This window comes from Spiroplasma endosymbiont of Eupeodes luniger, from assembly GCF_964019525.1.
GTDB lineage: Bacteria > Bacillota_I > Bacilli_A > Mycoplasmatales > Nriv7 > Nriv7.
Window position 1 is genome coordinate 193,010 of the sequence record NZ_OZ026453.1, and the last position, 19,587, is coordinate 212,596.

Here is a 19,587-nt window from a genome sequence, read left to right on the forward strand (position 1 = left end):
ATTAATGAAAAAAATTAAGGTAATGCTAACAGCAAAAATTTGATTAGGTGCGATTTTAACAACTTTTGCTTGTAGTCATCCTGAACGAAATGTCATTATGACAACTTATTTTAAAAAAGGTCAATTTCAATGAAATGCTTTAGAAAAGGTTATTAATAATTTTAATAAGGTCAATGCTGATAACTCGGAATTTGATCATCGCAAAATAATTTTAAAATTTGTTCAAAATAATGGTGTTGAGAAGGAAGTTAATGCTGGTTATTATGGTGTGAGAAAGCTACCTAATTTGTTTACTAGTTATGCTGATGAGGTTGTTAAATACTCTAAAACTTTACAAGAACAGTTAGTTGATGTTGAGATTCCCGATCTTAGTCCTTGTATTGATAAACCAAGCATTATTGATTCTTATTGACAAGAAACAATGTATAAGGGTAAACAATATACAGTTCCAATTGGAAAGTCATTAGATTTAATGTTTATTAATAAGAAATTATTGTTAGAAGTATTTGCTAAAATTGAGGGTTTAACCCCGCAAGCAAATTTGTTATTACCACTTGGCGATAATTTAAGTAATTATCAAGGAATGAATGGACAATGAAAAGTTAATAAAAGTATTGATTGAAGTGAATTTCGAGACCAACTTAATGTTTTAAAAGAGTGAAATTCTTTGGAAGCAATGAAAGCGGGAATTATTACTTGAAGTAGTTATCTTAGTTTAGTGCAAGTAACTAGTCACTTATTAAAAAATTTAGCTAATTTAAGCAATCTTAATGAAGTGTATGCAGTAGCGATGGATGATTTGCCTAATGGATTATATGCGCAATATGCTAATAATGAGGTATTAAATTCTGAAGCAAAATCTAATGAATTTCTTTATTATGAAAATAGTAGTGGTGAATTTGTTTTAAACTTAAAAGGAAACTCTCTTGAAATATTGAAGAAACATTTAAGCGGTCTTCAAAAGTTAAAAGATTTAGCTAATCGTACGTTTAATTATATTAAGCGTAATACAGGATTGCATGTTAAAGTACCAACAGCAACATCAGCATATGGGACATTTTCTAGTACTTTGTTTAATCAATCTAAAGCTTTAGTCGGTATTGGTTCAACATCAGGAGTTCAGTTTTTGTTACAGGGAAAGCGACTTAAACCTGAGGATATTTGAGCGCTACCGTTACCATTTTCTACAGGTGGTAAGTATGCTATTCAACAAGGTCCAGGAATTGCGATGTTTAAAATGAATGATCCGATTAAAGATAAAATTTCCGAAGCATTTATTAAATATGTAACATCACAAGAAGCTAATGAAGTTTATGCTTTTGATTCGGGATATTTGCCGATTAATAAAGCTTCCTATGAAAGTGGTTCTTCTTATGGTCAAAAATTACATGATGCTCCATCAGAATCTTATTTACAGGTTATTGCGCAAGTATGACAATTGATGAATGTTAAGAAAATAACAACCGCTTCGCCACCATTAACGCAATGAGGTGCAATATTTCGTCAAACGGTGTTAAAGTCATTAAATATTTTTTATCAAGATTTGTTAAATGCATCATATCCTGAAAGACCATTAACGGAGAAAGAATTTTTAAATATTCTTAAAACGCAAACCAAAGATGATGGGATTAATGAATTTATTATTGAAAAATAAGGTTTTAGATATTTTTTACTAAAATATTTTAAAAATGTAACTAAATATATTTAGTTACATTTTTTTAAATTAAAATATAGTAAAACATAATTCTAGTAAATTTCTGTATGCTATAATAAAATTAAGGTTATTAATTAAGGGGGTTATAGGTTTAAACTATTTATTATTTTATATTAATCTACTCTTAACCATTCTTTATCATTAAGAGTATTAAATTTATTATTTTTCATATTTTGATATCCTCATAAATTATATTTTATAAGAATATTTTAATAAAAAAGGTATCGCAAGAAGTCTAAAGAATCAAAAATCTCAATTTTAAAAAATACCAAACTAATAGTTGATAGTGGTTATCAAGGAATACAAAAAATTCACAATAATGTTCTAATACCTACAAAGAAAACAAAGAAAAACCATTTAAATAAAGCACAAAAACAACATAATAGACTAGTTTCAAAAATGAGAATTATTATTGAAAATATTTTTGCTATTCTTAAAAAATTTAAAATTATGACAGAAAAATATCGTAATCGTAGAAAAAGATTTGGTTTAAGATTTAATTTAATTGCCTCAATTTATAATTTGCAATTATTAATTTAACATAAAAGATTTATTTAAAATTAAAGAATTTAAATAATAAATTCATTTTTTGTTGTGGCAAAATATTAATTTTTTAGATAAAAGACATAATTAATTAAAATTATATTTTTCTATTACTGTCTTTTTACAAATATTTGTAATTTTTTTAATAGGTTATGCAAGAAGTCTATTTAATAATTGCTTACTTAAATCGTTGCTCGTGGGTAAAATAATGTTAGTGTTAGTTTTTTTCGTTTACTAATTGATTCATTATTTTTTGAATATTTGTGTCACTGATATGTAATTTTTCAGCGATAAAAACATTATTATTTTTGTCATTAAAATCTTGAAATTTGTTATTAATGCTATCTTTAATTTTACTAATTAAATCATTTTTATTTGGATTATCAGTTTCTTGGTCAATTTTATTACTAATGTTGTTGCCACTACAACTTGCAAGTAATAACGGTGTTGAAAAAGAAAATAAGAACATTATTGCTATTTGTAATGATTTATACATTTTTACACCTCACTATAAATAAATTATGGATTTATTTTTAAATTTTTAATAATTACATTATGAAATATAAAAATTAAGTAGTCAATGATTTTATTAAAATATGTTAAAATTATTTATTATTTTAAAATTAAGAGAATTTGTTATAAAATTACCTTAATAAGTTATTTTAGGAAGGTAAAAATATGAAAGATAAGATTTTGCAGTTAATTAAGGAACATAACCGAATTATATTGCTTCGTCATATTATTCCTGATGGTGATGCTTATGGTGTGCAGTTAGGTTTAAAAGAAATAATTAAAACTAATTGACCTGATAAGATTGTCCTAGCAGCGGGAACGAATAGTGATTATTTAAACTTTATTGGGGCTATGGATACAGTTCGTGATGATGAGTTTAAAGATAGTTTAGTTATTATTGGTGATTGTGGTAATTTAGCACGAGTTGATGATGACCGATATAAATTAGCAAAAACTATTATTAAGATTGACCATCATCCCAATGTTGAACCTTATGGTGATATTATTTGAGTTGATGAACAATTTGGTTCAGCTAGTGAAATGATTGCTTTATGAGTTAAGGAATGTAATTTAAAAGTTACGCCGTTAGCAGCAAGAATTATTTATCATGGGATGGTAACTGATAGTGGTCGTTTTCTTTATTCACGAACTAATGCCAGAACATTTAGTCTTGCTAGTTTTTTATTAACAAAAGGGTTTGATTTAGATCAATTATATCGTGAAATGTATCAAGTTAGTGAAGAAGATTTAAAATTTATGAGTTTTGTTTATGAAAATTATCAAACTTCAACGAAGGGAGTTTTATATTTAGTATTTGATAACAAAACATTAAAGAAATTAGGTATTAATCATAATACTGTTGCTAGTAAGGTTAATTTATTAGCTAATATTAAAAATAAACCAATTTGAGTATTTTTTTGTGAGGATGAAAATCATAATATTCGTGTTGAACTACGATCAAATAAATTTTTTGTTAATACTGTTGCTAGCAAATATAATGGTGGTGGTCATAATTTTGCTGCAGGAGCACGAATTAATGATTTTAATGATGTTAAAAATATTATTAGTGATTTAGATGAAGTGATTAGTAGAGGAGAACCAAAATAAGTGGTGAATTTGCAGTTTATAACTCATAATGAGGCACAAACAGAAGCATTGGGAGCTATTATTGCTAAATATGCTAGGCCAGGTTTTATTTTGTTGCAAGGAGCATTGGCGGTTGGGAAAACAACATTTACAAGATATTTAGCAAATTCCTTGCAAATTTCAGCGGTAGTTAATTCGCCAACATTTGTTATTATGAATGAGTATGTAATTCCAAAACAATCATTTAAATTAATTCATATGGATGCTTATCGTTTAAATAATGATGAAGATTTAGAAATGTATGAAGAAGCATTTAATAATAATTTAAATATTATTGAATGATATGAAAATGTTTTACAAATTATTGATTTTAATAATGCGTTAATCTTACAATGGAAGATAATTGATGATACTACCCGAGAAATTAATTTGAGTGGTAAGGGTCTTCTTGCAACGCAAGTAATTAAATTTTTACAGGACAATGATTTAAATGTTAAATGTTAAGGCAATTAGTTATTTAGCTCTTAGTGTAGCCTTACTACTATTATTTACTTTTACGCCATTTCTAGGTTATATTCAAATTAGTGTTATTAGTATTACTTTAGTTCCTTGTGTGGTAATGATTATTAGTATTATTTGAATTAAAATTTTAAAGTGGAATCCATTTATTGTTGGTGTTATCTCAGGATTATTATTAGGACTAAGTTCTTTTTTAGCATCATTTGTTATGGGTGGACCTTTGGCAGTAGTTTTTCAAAATCCATTATTTAGTATTGTACCAAGATTATTAGTTGGTATTGTTTCAGGGATAATATTACAATTTTTAGTATTGCGTTCTGAATTTCGTTATTGATTAACAATTATCATTTGATCATTTTTTGTTATTAGTACTAATTCTTTGGTAACTTTAGCAATGATTTATTTTTTAGGAGATGCGTTTTTTCCTGATCTTAATGTGTTGCAATATATTAGTTGATTAGCATTAGCAACAAATTATTTACCAGAACTTATGATTACAACTTTAGTTATTTTACCAATTGTTAAGGTTATTAATAAAATAGGTTAGCAAAGGAGGAAATTTATGAAGTTATTAGTTGATATTGGTAATAGTTTAATTCATTTAGGCGTTTATCAAGAAAATCAAAAAATATTTTATGAGCAATTATCTAGTAATATTAATGTTGATAAATTATTTTCTTGTATGGAAGAAGTTCTTGAACAATTTTTATTAAAAATTCAACGATGTATTGTTAGTAGTGTTAAACCACAATTTAATTCGGTAATTGAATTATTAGTTGAAAAATATTGTTGGAATTATTTGCTTGTTGATAGTGTGTTAAAAACAAATTTAAAATTTGTTTTAGATGATGTTATTACTTTAGGTGCTGATTTAATAGCAGCAGCGGTGGGGGCTGTTAGTGTTTATCCAAATCGTAATATAATTATTATTGATATGGGGACAGCAACAACGATTTCGTGTATTAAAGATAATTCGTTTATTGGTGGTGCAATATTGCCAGGATTACTAACAAGTGGTGAAGCTTTAATTGAAAAAGCAGCTTTATTGAAAAAAGATCCTTGATTTTTGCCACCAGAAATGATTGCTAAGAATACTAAAGATTGTTTAAGCGTTGGTATTATTTATGGGCATGCGATGGCAATTAAAGGTATTGTGGAAACTTATCAAAAACAATTAAAAGATTCAGTAGTAATAATATTAGGTGGTAATTATTTTTTTGTTAAAAATATTTTGCAAGATTATCAATTTATTAATGATTTAATTTTTACTGGTTTAAATATTTTATGAACATTAAATGAAGGTGAGAAATAATGAAAACATTATTTTTAGATACAACAAATGGATATTTAGTAATTATTTTACAAGATGATCGTGTTTTATTAGATAGTTTACAAATTTGAAATCATCAAAAACACACTGAGAAGGCAACAGTTTTAATAGATGAAATGTTAACTAATCATAAATTAAGTTGATTTGATATTGATAGTTTATATTTAACTGTTGGTCCGGGAAGTTATACTGGAATTCGGGTGGGGATTACAATTGCGAAAACAATGAAAGCTGTTAATGAGACATTGCAAGTTTTTGTTACGAATAGTTTATTATTGCAAGTTGGTAACAAGCAGGCAATTAGTGTTATTAATGCTAAAACTGATCAATTTTTTGTTGCGGTTTATGATAATTTTCATCCGATAGTTTTGGAACAAGTGGTTACAAGAAATAATTTATTATTATTGAAAAAAGAATGAAAAAAATTTAAGTTAATTGAACATTATCATCGGGTTGATGTAGTAGAAAATTTTTTACAAATTAAACATTTATGTAAAAAAGTAACTAATGTTGATGATTTAGAACCATTATATTTAAAGGAATTACATCTTAAAAAACATTATGAATAAAAATAAAAATTTTGGATGTTATTTTTTTAAATTTTAGATATAATTATTTATGTGTGTTAATCACTATGGAGCAGTACTCAAGTGGTTAAGAGGGCTCCCTGCTAAGGAGTTAGGTCAAGCAATTGGCGCACGAGTTCGAATCTCGTCTGCTCCGCCATTAATTTTAAATAATTTGATATTTGTTGTTAACAACTTTACAATAAGTAAAGTAAAGTTGTTTTTTGTGATATTAAGATAAAATTAATACATATTTAAAAAACAATATTTTATTTATAAGGTGGAATTAAATTAATGTTAAATAAAAAAATGCGTTTAGCAATTACTTTTGTTCTTTTAGTACTTTTATTGGTGACTTGTATTTTTATTATTGCTAAATATATTGATTGATTATGAATTATTGGTGTCGTAACAATTTCATTTGGAACTTTAACAGCATTAATTATTTTTGTTTCCAATCGACCAGCACGAACAAAAATTTCTTGAATTATTGCTGTGTATGCTTTACCAATTGTTGGTATTATAATCTTTATTATTTTTGGCCGAACTTATCGTTATACTAAAGCACAAAAGTTTTATTTAAAAAAATATCAAGATTTTTATGCTAAAGAGGATTTTAATTATACGAATAACTTTTTAAAAAATCAAATTCAAGAAGAACGAAGTATTTTACATTTAACTACTAATATATCACAAAGACCATTATATAATCATACGAAAGTTGATTTAATAACTAATGGAATTGAAAAGTTTTCGTTATTATTTAAAGACTTAGAAAGTGCTGAAAATTATATTCATATTAATTATTTTATTTTAGATGATGGTGAAGTTTTAAAATATTTGACACAGTTATTAATTAAAAAAACTTATCAAGGTGTTAATATTCGCTTAATTTATGATCATGCTGGAAGTTTTTTTACGGTTTATCATGATACAATTCAGAAATTGAAGCGAGCTGGTGTTCATTTAAAAAGATTTTCACCAATAAATTTACCTTTTATTAGTGGTCGTAATAATTATCGTAATCATCGTAAAGATGTTATTATTGATGGCAAGATTGGTTATACGGGAGGCATTAATGTTGGTGATGCTTATTGTCATTTAAGTTCTAAATATGGTTTTTGACGCGATAGTCAAGTTCGTTTGCAAGGTAGTGCTGTTCGTAGTTTAGAGTTAATATTTTTACAGGATTGATATTTTACAACTGGCGAGTCGCTAGTGTTTGATAAGAACTTGTTAAAAAATGAACCATATGATGGTAAAACTACTAATATTGTTCAGGTTATTGATGATGGTCCCACTACTTATGAAACGATTCAAAAGGATATTTATGTTAAAGTTATTTCTAGTGCTAAAAGTCGTATTTGGTTATCGACGCCGTATTTTATCCCGACTGATGATATTGTGACTGCATTAAAAAATGCTGCTAAGTCAGGTGTTGATGTGCGATTATTAATGCCAGGAAAAACTGATAAATTTTTTATTCTTGATATTAGTCGTTCATATTATGATGAATTATTTAATTCGGGGATAAAAATTTATGAAATGAGTAAGATTTTTAATCATTCAAAAACAGCATTAATTGATGATAATTTAGTCATTATTGGATCAACTAATTTAGATTTTCGTAGTCTTTATCACGATCATCAAACTATTGTTATTCTTTATGGTGATGCTAATAAGCAACTAGAAAAGAATTATTTATGAGATATTGAAAGAAGTATTCTTTTAACGACATCACCGTTAAAGAAAAAAAACTGATTTTATCGGATAATGATTTTGCCAATTGTTAAAATTTTTGATCCCTTATTTTAGGAAAGGAAAATAATAATGCACAAAACGAAAAAAATTAATAAAAAAATTGCTAAGCAGTTAGAAAAACAAGATTCTCCTGTAAGTTTAGAAAAAAAACCCGAAGTTAAAGAAAGACGAGGTTTTTTTAAACATTTATTTTCAAAAAGTGTTCAAACAGTTAATAAAGTTGATATTCATTTTGGATGAACCCGAAATGCTACTAAAAGAATTATTAAGCAATTATTATTACAAAAGGTTGATCATTTTTATTTTTATAGTTCCATTGCTAATATTTTTTATATTTTAGAGCAAGGAATTAAACCGGTAAAATCTAAGAAACTTAAAGAAAATGAAAAGTATATTGTTTGAACATATTTAGAAAAAGATGATAATCTTGAATTAGAATTATCTACTAGTAGTCGTCATCAATTTTGAAGTTGATGCTTAGAAAATAAGATTGATTTAACTACGGTGGCAATTTTTTACATTGATTTAGTGAAATTATATGAAAATACTAAAAAAGATTGAGAGTTTAATAATAATTTGCAACGAGTTATCGTTAATGAACCAATTAGTGTTAATGCTATTAGAGCAATTTTAATTAAAAATATGGAAATATACAAAAGATTACAACAATATGTTTCTCATCAACAAATTGATATTAAAATATTTTATGGTGATAAAGGTATTATTGAAGAAATTAAAGGAAAGGAGTTAAAAGTTAATGAATAAAAATCTTAATAAAATTACATCGTTGGAGGAAAATTTTAGTCAATGATATACTGATTTGATTGTAAATGGTAATCTAATTAATTATGGAGTAGTTAAGGGAGCACCAATTTTAAAACCGCATGGTTATGCAATTTGAAAAAATATTGTGAAAAACTTAGAAATCAGATTTTTAGAAGCCGAAATTCAAGATGTTTATATGCCTTTATTAATTCCTGAGAGTTTATTAAATCAAGAGAAAGAACATATTCAAGGTTTTGCCCCTGAATGTGCTATTGTTACCAAAGTTGGTGATAAAAATTTAGATGAACCGTTGGTTATTAGACCAACTTCTGAAGTTTTGTTTGGCACATATTTTTCAAAAAATATTTCTAGTTATAAGGACTTACCATTAAAATATAATCAATGAGCGAATGTTATTCGTTGAGAAAAAACAACAAGACCTTTTTTAAGAACAACAGAATTTTTGTGGCAAGAAGGTCATAGTGTTCATAATAATATGGAAGAAGCACAAAATTGAACGGTAGAAATGATGAATTTATATGTTAAATTTTTTAAAGAAGTTTTAGCCATTGCTGTTCTTAATGGTAAAAAAAGTCTTCACGAAAAGTTTGCGGGTGCTGTTGATACATATAGTTTAGAAGCATTAATGTTAGATGGGCAAGCATTACAATCAGCAACTAGTCATTATTTTGCCCAAAATTTTTCTAAAAATTTTGATATTAAGTTTACTAATGCTAATAATAAAGAAGAATATGGTTATCAAACTTCATGAGGGATGTCAACAAGAGTTATTGGGGCTTTAATTATGTCTCATAGTGATAATAGCGGAGTAGTATTACCACCAATGGTAGCACCAATTCAAGTAGGAATAATTCCGATTCAAGATGATGAACAAGTAAGACAACAAGTTAATAGAATTTATCAACAATTAAAAACTAAATATCGTGTTGTTATTAATAATTCTTTAAAGTCATTGGGGTATAAGTTAAGTAATAGTGAAATTCAAGGAGTTTGTTTTCGCATTGAAATTGGGATTCGGGAGTTAGAAACTGATAAAGTATTAATTATGCGAAGAGACACAAAAACAAAATTAATGGTTAAGATTAATGATGTGGAATCATATTTGAAAACTAATATGGAACAAATGCAAAATGATTTATATGCAAAGTCGTTAAAGCGATTAGAAGCGCAAATATTTATTGTTAATAGTTTTAATGAATATGAACAACAATTAAAAACAAAAACGGGATTTTTTGGTGCTTGATTTTGTAATCGTATTGAGTGTGAAGCAGAAATTAAACAGTTAACTAGTACTGTTAGTCGTTGTCAAGATTTAGAAAAGCAAGTTGAAGAAAATTCTAAATGTTTTAAATGTAATCAAAGAGCAAAAGGTCATTTTTACTTTGCACGGGCATATTAAAAAGGAGGAAAAATTTAAATGAATTGATTAGCTGAAATTGCTAAATTATTGAAAGAAAAAAAGGGTATTAAAGTAAAAATATCATTAGAAACTAATTTCCGTAATTTAGGTTTGGACTCTTTAGAATTGATGGATTTAATTATTTTAGCAGAAGAAGAATATAAATTTCGGATTCCTGATAATAAGTTAAGTGATATTAATACTGTTCAGGATTTAATAATTATTATTGAAGAAGTAGTAAATAGTAATAGTTAAAAAGGGCGTTAAAATTGTGAAATGAGATTATGAGAAATTAATGCAAGTATTAAAAAATAAAGGGCATCGTTTAACTAATATTAGATTAGCAATATTAAAATTATTATTAAAGAAACAACATCTGAATATTAATGGCATTATTAGAGAATTGAAAAAAGAAAATGATGAACATAAAAATATTAATTTCATGTCAGTTTATAATACTTTAGATTTGTTTTTGCAAGAAGAATTAATTTATCTTAATGTTTTTAATGGCCGAGATATTGTTTTTGAACTATCAAATCCTATCTTAGTTCATTTAGTTTGTGAAACTTGTCATAAGGTTATTCATCCTAGTGAAGATATGCATTTAAGTGATGAAGATTTTCAAGATAATTTGAAAAAATTAGAAGAAAAATTACAAAATGCTGATTTTAAATCTGTACATTATAAATTGGAAGCACACGGAATTTGTATATCTTGTCAGGAAAAAAATCAAGAAGGTAATAAGTAATCTTTAAAATTTCTTTATAATTTACTTTGTCATTTTTAATAACTTTGATAGAATATATTTATTGTAGGGGTATAGTTCAATTGGTAGAACAGCGGTCTTCAAAACCGCGTGTTGTGGGTTCAAGTCCTGCTACCCCTGCCAATAAAATTAGTTATTAACGATGATAGCAACATAAAAATAACCATTATTGGTAATCATCGTACAAATGGTTATTCTTAATGAAGAATATTCCATTTTTTGGAAATTTTACCAAAATTTACCTGATGAAATGTTTTTTGCGATATAATTAAAAAATTATCAGGGAGACAATATAAATGAAATAAGGAGGCTATTTTGGAATATTTTGATTTTATTAAGAAGTTAAAGCATATAAAATTTAATGAAGACAGTGTTATTAATGCCAGTATAGGTACATTTATTTTAAATAACTTAGAACAAATTGATGACTGAACATTAACAAGTGTTGCCGATGCATGTTTTACTTCTTCTAGTTCAATAATTCGCTTTTGTCAAAAATTAAATCTAAGTGGTTGAACTGAATTGAAGTATCAATTAAAACTTGTTAATCAAAGAATTAAAAATTCAGGACGACAAGTTAATGCTAATTTGCAATTGAAAGATAATGTTACCTATTTTTTTAATGAATATATGAAAGTAAGAGATGAGGATAATAATTGCTTATATTTAGATTTTATTAATAAAGATAGTGATTTAATTGTTAAAAAAATTATTGATGCCAAAACAATCTTTATTTTTGGTTTTGGAATTTCATATTATCCCGCTATTTCTTTCGCACAAAGATTAAGATGAGTAAATAAAAATGTTATTTGTGACAATGATATTAATGTTATTTATTCGTACTTGCCATTAGTTACTGCCGATGATGTTATTATTTGCCTATCATTAAGTGGTACAAATAATTTAATTAGTGAAATAATTGAAGAAGTAAAAGATATAGCTTATTCAATTGGTATTTTTAGCAAAGAAACAAAATTAGTTAAAAGTTTTAAATCTTACTTTTTAGTTAAATCTGAAGAAGAACAATTATGAAGTGTTTTTTCAATTAGATTGCAATTATTAATGCAATTATTAGATTTCTTGTATGCAAAAATAATTAATTTTAAGTTATAAATTAAAATAAAGGTAGGAATAAATTTAAATGGAATTTAAACATATTTTTAGTAATTTTAAAAAATTTAAGCTAACATCTAATAATTTTCAACTAAAAAATACTTTAAAGCATTTTCGTAATAAAACAAATTCAGGATTACAAAAACTTGCTAAATCATTAATGTTTCCGATTGCTATTTTACCTATCGCGGCAATATTGAGTCGTGTGGGCGGATTAATGATGACTAAAGATTTTGGAATTACTGAGAACGGTGTTATTTGATATATTGGTTCAGTATTGCAGGTTATTGGTAGCAGTACTTTTAATAATCTTTCTGTTCTTTTTGCTATTGGCGTGGCTTTTGGTTTTGCTAAAGATAATCGTGGTGAAGCAGCTCTTATTGGTTTTTTTGCTTATACAATATTAATTGGTCTAATGACGATATTACCAAAAATTGTTTATTCAACAATTTTATTAGATGTTAACTTAGAAAATAAATCAAAACTTTTATATCAACTTAAAGAAAATAAAGCTATTTATTCTATTGATATGGGGGTTTTGAGTGGCATTATTGCTGGTATATTAGCAGCTACTTGTTATAATCGTTTTCAATTCATTAAGTTGCCAACTGCTTTGTCATTTTTTTCGGGAAGAAGATTTGTACCATTAGTTGTTATTTTAGTTTCTTTACCAGTTGCTATTTTAGTGGCAATAATTTGACCTTGACTTCAGTTAGGACTTTTAAGTTTTGGGCAAACTATTATTCCTGAAAAATTTGACAACTCAACGCGTAATATTCAATGAGGGGTTGCTAGTGTTTATACAATGTTTAATAGAACATTAAATGCTAGCGGTTTAATGCGTGTTTTTAATATTTATTTTTTTTGACAACACCCTTTTGTTACTTCACAGAATGGAACAGTTATTAATGGTGATATTCCTGCGTTTCTTAGTAATGATTTAGTTGTTGGTGCTGGATTATTTCAAAGTGGGTTTTTCCCCATTATGATGTTTGGATTACCTGCTGCTGCCTTGGCGATCATTAAATGTGCTCATCCTGAACAAAGAAAAAAAGTTATGGCATTATTACTTGGAGCTGCGTCCGTTTCATTTTTAACTGGTATTACTGAACCGTTAGAATTTAGTTTTATTTATGCAGCCCCCGTATTATTTTTTGTTCATATTGTCTTATCAGGCATTATTTCTGCAATTACTGTTGGTTTAGGAATTCGGATTGGTTTTGGTTTTTCTGCTGGTTTTATTGATTATGTTTTAAGTTTTTATCAATCAATGAAAATTGCTAAAATAACTTGGGAGTCAGGTGTTGCCCAAGTGCTGGCAAATCCGGCTTGAATATTACCAATTGGTATTTTAAGTGGGGGAGCTTATTACTTTTCTTTTAGTTATTTGATTAAGAAGTTTAATTATAAGACATTAGGTCGCGAGGAAAATGTTAGTGAAATAGATAATTTGGATAATAGTTTACCATTTTCTTCTTATGAGTTATTAGCGAAAGAAATTTTGCATATTTTAGGTAAAGATAATATTATTAGTGCTGATAATTGTGTTACAAGGATAAGAATTGTTGTTAAAAATGTTGATGCTGGAAAAATTGAACAATTAAATAAAGTCAGATTTAAAGTAAGAAAAATTGTTAATAAGCTTAATCCGAAAATGATTTCAGATAAGGATTTACAACTGGTTGTTGGCAATGATGCTCAATTTATTGTTGATGAGTTAAAAAAAATGGTTCAATCATCAGAAGTGTTGTTGGCAACTAATCTTTAAAAATAGAAAATAGTTTTTATTTTAAAAGCATTAAAAGAAGGTAATTTGGCATTATTGTTATTGTTAGTGATGTAAATAAAAAAGGTAGCGTTGCTACCTTTTTCTTTGTTAATTTTATTTATTGTTTAACAACAATAATTCCTACTGAATTAACACCGGCGTGACTGACAAAGCAGTTAGGGAGGAATGTTTTTTTGATTTTAAGTTCAGGGTGGTTGGTTATAATTTTGTTAATAATTGTGGTGATTTTTTTATCACATTGTGATGTAAGAATTTCTAAGATGTAATTTTCATTTTTAATAAATTCTTTAATTTTTGTGATTACGCTTTCAATAGCGTTGTTTAAGGTTCTGGCAATTCCACTTTTTTCTGATATTTCACCGAATTTAATAATGACTTTAACGCGGATTAAACTTATTAGGGAAGCAACAACAGATTTGGCACGGCCACCTTTAGAAAGTCGCGAGATATCTTCAGGGATAATATAAATTAAACTATTTTTTTTAACTTGGGTTACCATTTTATTAATATCATTAATGTTGCCACCATTAGCTACAATTTCACTAGCTTTAATTGCTAATGTACTATTAAATGTAGCAGCGCCGTTAGTATCAATAATATGAACGCGGTTTTTAAATTCATTTTCTTGTGATAGCATATAGGCATTTTGGTATTGACCAGATAATCCTTTAGCAATCGGAATAAAGATAATTTCATCATTTCCTTCAGTTAATAGTTTTCGCCATAAGCTCATTAGTTTCCCTGGTGATGATTGACTAGTTTTAGTATATTCACCATTTTTAACACGAACATAAAAATTAGATTTTTTAATATCACTAGTGGTATCTTCAATTTCAGTTCTATCTTCAAAACTTATTAATAAAGGAATGATATTAATATTCTTTTCTTTTAGGGTTGTAGGGTCAAGGTTGCTAGATGAGTCAACAATAATAGCAATTTTCTTTTTTGTGTTGGACATTTTTTTCTCCTTTACTTTATTCAATATACGAGTACAAATGTATTATTTCCAGTGTGAGCAGCAATAACATTAGATATTAAATTCATATGCTTAATTGTAAATTTTTCTTTAGTAATGATTTTAATTACTTCTTCTTTTAATTCCATATCACATAATGAATGCATAATTGTTAATTCTCCAGCACTGCCATAGCGCTTTTTGATTTCTTTTAAAACCTCTTTAATTGCTTTTTTAAATGTTCTGGTTTTATCAAATTTATCAATAAAACCATTAAATTCTAGTATTGGTTTAATTTTCAATAAATTAGCTAGGGTAGCAGCAGCACTGCTAATTCTGCCCCCACGAACCAATGTATCTAATTGATACGGAAGAATGAAGGCACAATATTTTGTTTTCTGTTCATCAATAAAACCTTGTAATTCATTAATAGGTCGTTCCTGCAAAAATAGTTTGGCGCGGTTAATCATTTCTTTATTAATGTCGCCAACTGCTTCGCTATCAATTATATATACTTTGTCTTTATAAGCATTATCTTGAGCTAGTAATATTGCACTTTGATATTGTCCCGATAGATGGGAAGAAATCGGAAAGAAAAGAATTTGTTCATATTCTTGTAGTAGTTCATCTCATTTTTCTTTTAAAATTCCTGGTGGCGTTTGACTGGTTTTGATTAGCTCAGTTTCTAAAATTTTATAAAATTTATCAATAGTAATTTCTTTATTATTGTCAGCAATAGTTTTATTGTTAACATTTATCATTAAAGGGACAAATGCTAGATTATGTTCTTTTGCTTGTTCTTCATCATAACCAGTTGCTGAGTCCACTAAGATAATGTATTGCTTCATTAATTTTACACCTCACAAAAATCTCTATTTTGTTTATTAATCAATTATAAACTTTGATATAATATTATTCAAGAAAAGAAATAATAAAGGATAATCTGGTTATAAGAATAGCAAAATTTGTAATCAAAAAAGAAATTTTCTTAAAAACTATATTACAATATTTATTAAGTAGTAAAATTAATATATTAAAACTAATAATTATATAAGAGATTTGAGGCTATTTAAATGACAAAATTTAAATTTGATGTTCGTATTAAAGAAGGTTATTACAGTGCGATTTATTTTTTAAAAACCCAAAAAATTCTTAAAAAGTATTTTCCTAATAATATTGTTACGATGCAATTTTTTCAAAGACAAGATAATGTTATGCTTTGTGGTATTGATGAAGTTGTGGCATTATTGAAAGAATTTGTAACGCCATTAGAAAAAATATCTGTTTATGCTTTAAATGATGGTGATATTATTAAAGCTAATATTCCGGTTTTAAAAATAACCGGTCCTTATCATTTATTTGGTTACTTAGAAGGAATTATTGATGGCATTTTAGCAAGAAGAAGTAGTGTTGCTACTAATTGTAATGAGATTTTAAAAGTTAGTAATGATAAACCACTTATCTTTATGTTTGATCGTAATGATGACTATCTTAATCAACAAGGTGATGGTTATGCTGCATATATTGCTGGTATTAAATCACAAGTTACGCGAGCACAAACTGAATGATGAAATAATCAAGAAATATTGGTTGGAACAATGCCCCACGCTTTAATTCATGGTTTTAATGGTGATATTATTAAATCTTTAGAAGCTTATAGTGAATTATTTCCTAATGATAAGTTAGTAGCATTAGTTGATTTTGATAATGATGTTATTAATACTAGTTTAAAAGTATGTCGTCATTTTCAAAATCGCCTTAGTGCTGTTCGGGTTGATACTAGCATTAGTTTAGTTGATAAATATTTTACTGTTAAAGAAAATCAAGGGAAATATTATAATGAAAATATTATGGGTATAAATCCAATTTTAATTAAGGCTTTAAGAAAAGCAATGGATGATGAAGGTTTTAATAATGTAAAAATTATTGTTAGTTCTGGATTTGATAAAGCAAAAATTAGTTGATTTGTTAGTGATAATACCCCCGTAGATTTTTATGGTGTGGGAGCGACTATTGGTAAGTTTGATATTCATTTTACTGGTGATTTAGTGCAATTAAATAATAAAAATTTTGCTAAAGTTGGTCGTGAAAATATTGAAAATGATAAGTTAGTACAAAAAATCTAATTTTGATTATGTTATAATTTAAAAGAACGCATGCTTCTTTTAAAAGGAGGGTCATAATGAATACTAATGATTTTAAAATTAAATATGGATTAAATGGTCCATTATCAAAACTTTATGAAGAAAATAGTCATCAGCAAAAAATTGCAGAGTCAAAAATTGCTGAAAATCGTCGTAAACAAAGAAATTGAATGCAACAAAAGCAAGTATATGGTTATGAACCAACAGAGATTATTTCACCAATTACAGGTTCTAATGCTAAGAAAGAAAATATTGCTAGTGATAAACCAAAAGATTTTTCATTAGTAAATAATATTTATAGTATTAGACCGCAATCATTAGTTAGAACAACAAAGACTTATAGTTCAATTGAAGAATATGTTAATGAGCATGTTCAGCAAGAAATTATTAATCGTAAAATTCAAAAATATCAAGATTTTTCAATATATGTTGAAGGAAGAAATATGACAAGAAATGTTAATCCAATTCCAATTGATTTTATTAATCGAAAAAGTGATAACAGTATTAATTTAGGAACTAATGATGCACATTATGATGATACTAGTTATATTCGGGCACAAAGTTATGTTAATCGTTTTAATGATATTCATCAACGCGCTAGTAAATTTTATGATCAACAGCAAATTACTGAAAAAAATCGGAGCATTGTTAATTTAATTGATGAAAAACAAAAATAAGAGAAAGAATGGTAAGAAATGGAATTTTTAGAAGAATTGCAAGCCCGAGGACTTTTAAAACAAGTTACTAATAGTGAAAAAATAAAACAGGCTAACAATAGTAATGCTAGTGTTTATTGTGGTATTGATCCAACAGCAACATCATTGCATGTGGGGCATTTATTACAAATTGTTTTATTATATCGCTTTTCATTAGCGGGTTTTAAACCGCTTGCTGTTATTGGCGGGGCGACGGCAATGATTGGTGATCCAAGTTTTAAAGTTGAAGAAAGAAAATTATTAGATGCTAAAACAGTAAGATTAAATAGTGATGTGCTTGCTTTACAATTAGATAAATTATTAGATCATAATATTAAAGTTTTAAATAATGATGATTGAATATCAAAATTAAATTTAATTGATTATTTAAGAGATTTGGGGAAAGAGTTTACGATTAATTATATGCTTGATAAGGAATCAATTAAAACAAGACTTGCAACAGGAATTTCTTATACTGAATTTTCTTATATGCTTTTACAAGCATATGATTTTTGGTATTTATATAAGAATTATCAATGTTTAGTTCAAATTGGTGGTAGTGACCAATGGGGAAATATTACTGCTGGAATTGAATTGATTCGTAAAAAAGAGCAAGATAATCATTTAGCAAGTGGGTTAACGATTGAATTATTAACGCAAAGTAATGGTGTTAAGTTTGGAAAAACTGAGCAAGGAACAATTTGGTTAGACGCTAATTTAACATCCCCATATATTTTGTATCAGTTTTTTGTTAATCAAAATGATGCTGATGTTGAAAAACTTTTAAAATGATTAACTTTGTTATCATTAGATGATATTTTGCAAATAATGGCAAAACATAATGTTAATAAGGCTAAAAGATATGCCCAAAAGGTATTAGCAAAAGAAATTGTTGCTTTTGTTCATTCCCAACAAGAAGTTATGGTGGCGATTAATATTAGTGAAGCATTATTTTCACAAAAAGTTATGCAGTTACAAATGAGTGAAATTCAACAAATGAAAAATGCTGTTCCGTGAATAACTGTTAGTCAAGAACATAAACTTATTGATTTACTTTTATTACTTGAAGTATGTAGTTCTAAAACTCAAGTTCGGGAACTATTAAAGAGTAATGCTATTTATGTTAATGAGCAACTTATTAATGATGAAAACTATTTATTATCTAAAGATAAATTGCTATATGATAAGATAATTTTTATTCGTAAAGGTAAACAACATTATTATATTGTTGAAGTTAATAGTCATTAATTTTTAAAACAGTAAGTTTTTTCATAAAAATTTATCTTGTTTTTTTAAATATTTTATTTCATAATTTGTATATAATTTTAAATAAGATTTAGCAGTTAGAAATGTATTATGCAATAAAAAATAAAGAAACTTAATATTAAGCTTCTTTATTTTTTTAGTAATTTGTTTAAAGAAAATTTCTTAAAAATGGAGGAGCATTATGCCACAAGATATTAAAGCTGTTATTACTAATCAAATTAAGGAAGATATCAATGAAAATATTAAAGACGATATTATATTAAAAGCGAAGTTTTTTTAAAATGATATGTTTACAAACTAAAAATGGGGATAATAATATGCTTCCTGAACTTTTAGTTTATCTTTCTTGTATGAGTAAAAATCGTAATGTTAACATTTCTAAAAAAAATATTGATAATTTAGTTAGTTTAGTTGAAAATAATAATATTTTAGAATTTAAAGAAAAACTTGAAATGATAACAAGTTATAATTTTGTTACGCAAGCGGTTGCTAAGAGCAAAGAATTTTATTATAGCTTTGTTTATAATAAAAAAGATATTGATGAATTTTTTGATAATTTAGGTTCTTTAGCGGAATTAAATAAATAGTTTACTAGTTTTATTAACAAGAATTATTATTTTGATTATAAAGAAAAAATTTTTA

General features: G+C 26.5%; 21 protein-coding genes and 2 tRNA genes. 20 read left to right on the forward strand and 3 right to left on the reverse strand.

Features of this window, described 5'->3' with window-relative positions; translation table 4 throughout:
• Nucleotides 1-4: 4 nt before the first annotated feature.
• Both AACK86_RS01250 and AACK86_RS01255 read left to right on the forward strand, forming a co-directional pair.
• Entirely contained in the window at nucleotides 5-1,654 is a 1,650-nt protein-coding gene (locus tag AACK86_RS01250; RefSeq protein ID WP_338982152.1) for an ABC transporter substrate-binding protein, read from the forward strand.
• A gap of 369 nt (nucleotides 1,655-2,023) precedes the next feature.
• Nucleotides 2,024-2,254 carry a transposase family protein gene (locus tag AACK86_RS01255; protein WP_338982655.1) on the forward strand — a complete coding sequence of 77 codons (231 nt, stop codon included), beginning with the start codon at nucleotides 2,024-2,026 and terminating at the stop codon, nucleotides 2,252-2,254.
• A 220-nt stretch (nucleotides 2,255-2,474) separates the two neighbouring features.
• On the opposite strand, the gene AACK86_RS01260 is transcribed toward AACK86_RS01255, so the two are convergent.
• Nucleotides 2,475-2,753: a hypothetical protein gene (locus AACK86_RS01260; RefSeq protein WP_338982153.1), complete on the reverse strand. Its 279-nt coding sequence runs from the start codon at nucleotides 2,751-2,753 to the stop codon at nucleotides 2,475-2,477.
• Nucleotides 2,754-2,935: 182 nt separating this feature from the next.
• On the opposite strand from AACK86_RS01260, the gene AACK86_RS01265 reads away from it, so the two are divergent.
• The 14 genes from AACK86_RS01265 to AACK86_RS01330 all read left to right on the forward strand — a co-directional run bounded on the left by AACK86_RS01265 (nucleotide 2,936) and on the right by AACK86_RS01330 (nucleotide 13,864).
• Complete coding sequence (locus AACK86_RS01265; RefSeq protein ID WP_338982154.1) at nucleotides 2,936-3,877, forward strand: bifunctional oligoribonuclease/PAP phosphatase NrnA; 942 nt, start codon at nucleotides 2,936-2,938, stop codon at nucleotides 3,875-3,877.
• A gap of 3 nt (nucleotides 3,878-3,880) precedes the next feature.
• A complete protein-coding gene (tsaE, locus tag AACK86_RS01270; protein WP_338982155.1) occupies nucleotides 3,881-4,360 on the forward strand; it encodes a tRNA (adenosine(37)-N6)-threonylcarbamoyltransferase complex ATPase subunit type 1 TsaE in 480 nt (159 codons plus the stop codon).
• Nucleotides 4,347-4,922 (forward strand): hypothetical protein, encoded by a 576-nt coding sequence (locus AACK86_RS01275; protein ID WP_338982156.1) that lies wholly within the window; start codon nucleotides 4,347-4,349, stop codon nucleotides 4,920-4,922. The genes tsaE and AACK86_RS01275 overlap by 14 nt, the downstream gene beginning before the upstream one ends.
• A 15-nt stretch (nucleotides 4,923-4,937) precedes the next feature.
• Nucleotides 4,938-5,687, forward strand: a complete 750-nt coding sequence (locus AACK86_RS01280) for a type III pantothenate kinase (protein WP_338982157.1) — start codon at nucleotides 4,938-4,940, stop codon at nucleotides 5,685-5,687.
• Nucleotides 5,687-6,274 (forward strand): tRNA (adenosine(37)-N6)-threonylcarbamoyltransferase complex dimerization subunit type 1 TsaB, encoded by a 588-nt coding sequence (gene tsaB, locus AACK86_RS01285; protein WP_338982158.1) that lies wholly within the window; start codon nucleotides 5,687-5,689, stop codon nucleotides 6,272-6,274. The genes AACK86_RS01280 and tsaB overlap by 1 nt, the downstream gene beginning before the upstream one ends.
• Nucleotides 6,275-6,341: 67 nt before the next feature.
• Nucleotides 6,342-6,431: transfer RNA gene (locus AACK86_RS01290), tRNA-Ser, on the forward strand.
• A gap of 134 nt (nucleotides 6,432-6,565) precedes the next feature.
• A complete protein-coding gene (gene cls / locus AACK86_RS01295) occupies nucleotides 6,566-8,086 on the forward strand; it encodes a cardiolipin synthase (protein WP_338982159.1) in 1,521 nt (506 codons plus the stop codon).
• Nucleotides 8,087-8,101: 15 nt separating this feature from the next.
• Complete coding sequence (locus tag AACK86_RS01300; protein ID WP_338982160.1) at nucleotides 8,102-8,797, forward strand: acetyltransferase; 696 nt, start codon at nucleotides 8,102-8,104, stop codon at nucleotides 8,795-8,797.
• The gene (gene proS / locus AACK86_RS01305) at nucleotides 8,790-10,217 is read left to right on the forward strand and encodes a proline--tRNA ligase (RefSeq protein WP_338982161.1); all 1,428 of its coding nucleotides are present in this window, start codon (nucleotides 8,790-8,792) and stop codon (nucleotides 10,215-10,217) included. The genes AACK86_RS01300 and proS overlap by 8 nt, the downstream gene beginning before the upstream one ends.
• Before the next feature lie 18 nt (nucleotides 10,218-10,235).
• Nucleotides 10,236-10,472, forward strand: a complete 237-nt coding sequence (locus AACK86_RS01310) for an acyl carrier protein (protein WP_338967767.1) — start codon at nucleotides 10,236-10,238, stop codon at nucleotides 10,470-10,472.
• A 40-nt stretch (nucleotides 10,473-10,512) separates the two neighbouring features.
• Complete coding sequence (locus tag AACK86_RS01315; RefSeq protein ID WP_338982162.1) at nucleotides 10,513-10,965, forward strand: Fur family transcriptional regulator; 453 nt, start codon at nucleotides 10,513-10,515, stop codon at nucleotides 10,963-10,965.
• Between the two features lie 65 nt (nucleotides 10,966-11,030).
• Nucleotides 11,031-11,106: transfer RNA gene (locus AACK86_RS01320), tRNA-Trp, on the forward strand.
• A gap of 192 nt (nucleotides 11,107-11,298) precedes the next feature.
• On the forward strand, nucleotides 11,299-12,096 hold the full coding sequence (locus AACK86_RS01325; RefSeq protein WP_338982163.1) for a MurR/RpiR family transcriptional regulator: 798 nt from the start codon (nucleotides 11,299-11,301) through the stop codon (nucleotides 12,094-12,096).
• Between the two features lie 28 nt (nucleotides 12,097-12,124).
• Nucleotides 12,125-13,864, forward strand: coding sequence for a PTS transporter subunit EIIC (locus tag AACK86_RS01330; RefSeq protein WP_338982164.1), 1,740 nt, complete (start codon nucleotides 12,125-12,127; stop codon nucleotides 13,862-13,864).
• Between the two features lie 118 nt (nucleotides 13,865-13,982).
• Here the strand turns inward: AACK86_RS01330 and AACK86_RS01335 are convergent, their stop codons facing one another.
• Together AACK86_RS01335 and AACK86_RS01340 are read right to left on the reverse strand one after the other, a co-directional pair.
• Nucleotides 13,983-14,843, reverse strand: a complete 861-nt coding sequence (locus AACK86_RS01335; RefSeq protein ID WP_338982165.1) for a DegV family protein — start codon at nucleotides 14,841-14,843, stop codon at nucleotides 13,983-13,985.
• Nucleotides 14,844-14,854: 11 nt separating this feature from the next.
• Nucleotides 14,855-15,688 carry a DegV family protein gene (locus tag AACK86_RS01340; RefSeq protein ID WP_338982166.1) on the reverse strand — a complete coding sequence of 278 codons (834 nt, stop codon included), beginning with the start codon at nucleotides 15,686-15,688 and terminating at the stop codon, nucleotides 14,855-14,857.
• A 225-nt stretch (nucleotides 15,689-15,913) separates the two neighbouring features.
• Here AACK86_RS01340 and AACK86_RS01345 point away from each other — a divergent pair, with 225 nt between their 5' ends.
• The 4 genes from AACK86_RS01345 (at nucleotide 15,914) to AACK86_RS01360 (ending at nucleotide 19,532) form a co-directional block, all read left to right on the forward strand.
• Nucleotides 15,914-16,966, forward strand: coding sequence for a nicotinate phosphoribosyltransferase (locus tag AACK86_RS01345; protein ID WP_338982167.1), 1,053 nt, complete (start codon nucleotides 15,914-15,916; stop codon nucleotides 16,964-16,966).
• A gap of 56 nt (nucleotides 16,967-17,022) precedes the next feature.
• On the forward strand, nucleotides 17,023-17,661 hold the full coding sequence (locus tag AACK86_RS01350) for a hypothetical protein (protein ID WP_338982168.1): 639 nt from the start codon (nucleotides 17,023-17,025) through the stop codon (nucleotides 17,659-17,661).
• Nucleotides 17,662-17,679: 18 nt separating this feature from the next.
• On the forward strand, nucleotides 17,680-18,927 hold the full coding sequence (gene tyrS, locus AACK86_RS01355; protein WP_338982169.1) for a tyrosine--tRNA ligase: 1,248 nt from the start codon (nucleotides 17,680-17,682) through the stop codon (nucleotides 18,925-18,927).
• Between the two features lie 335 nt (nucleotides 18,928-19,262).
• On the forward strand, nucleotides 19,263-19,532 hold the full coding sequence (locus AACK86_RS01360; RefSeq protein ID WP_338982170.1) for a hypothetical protein: 270 nt from the start codon (nucleotides 19,263-19,265) through the stop codon (nucleotides 19,530-19,532).
• Nucleotides 19,533-19,587: the final 55 nt, after the last annotated feature.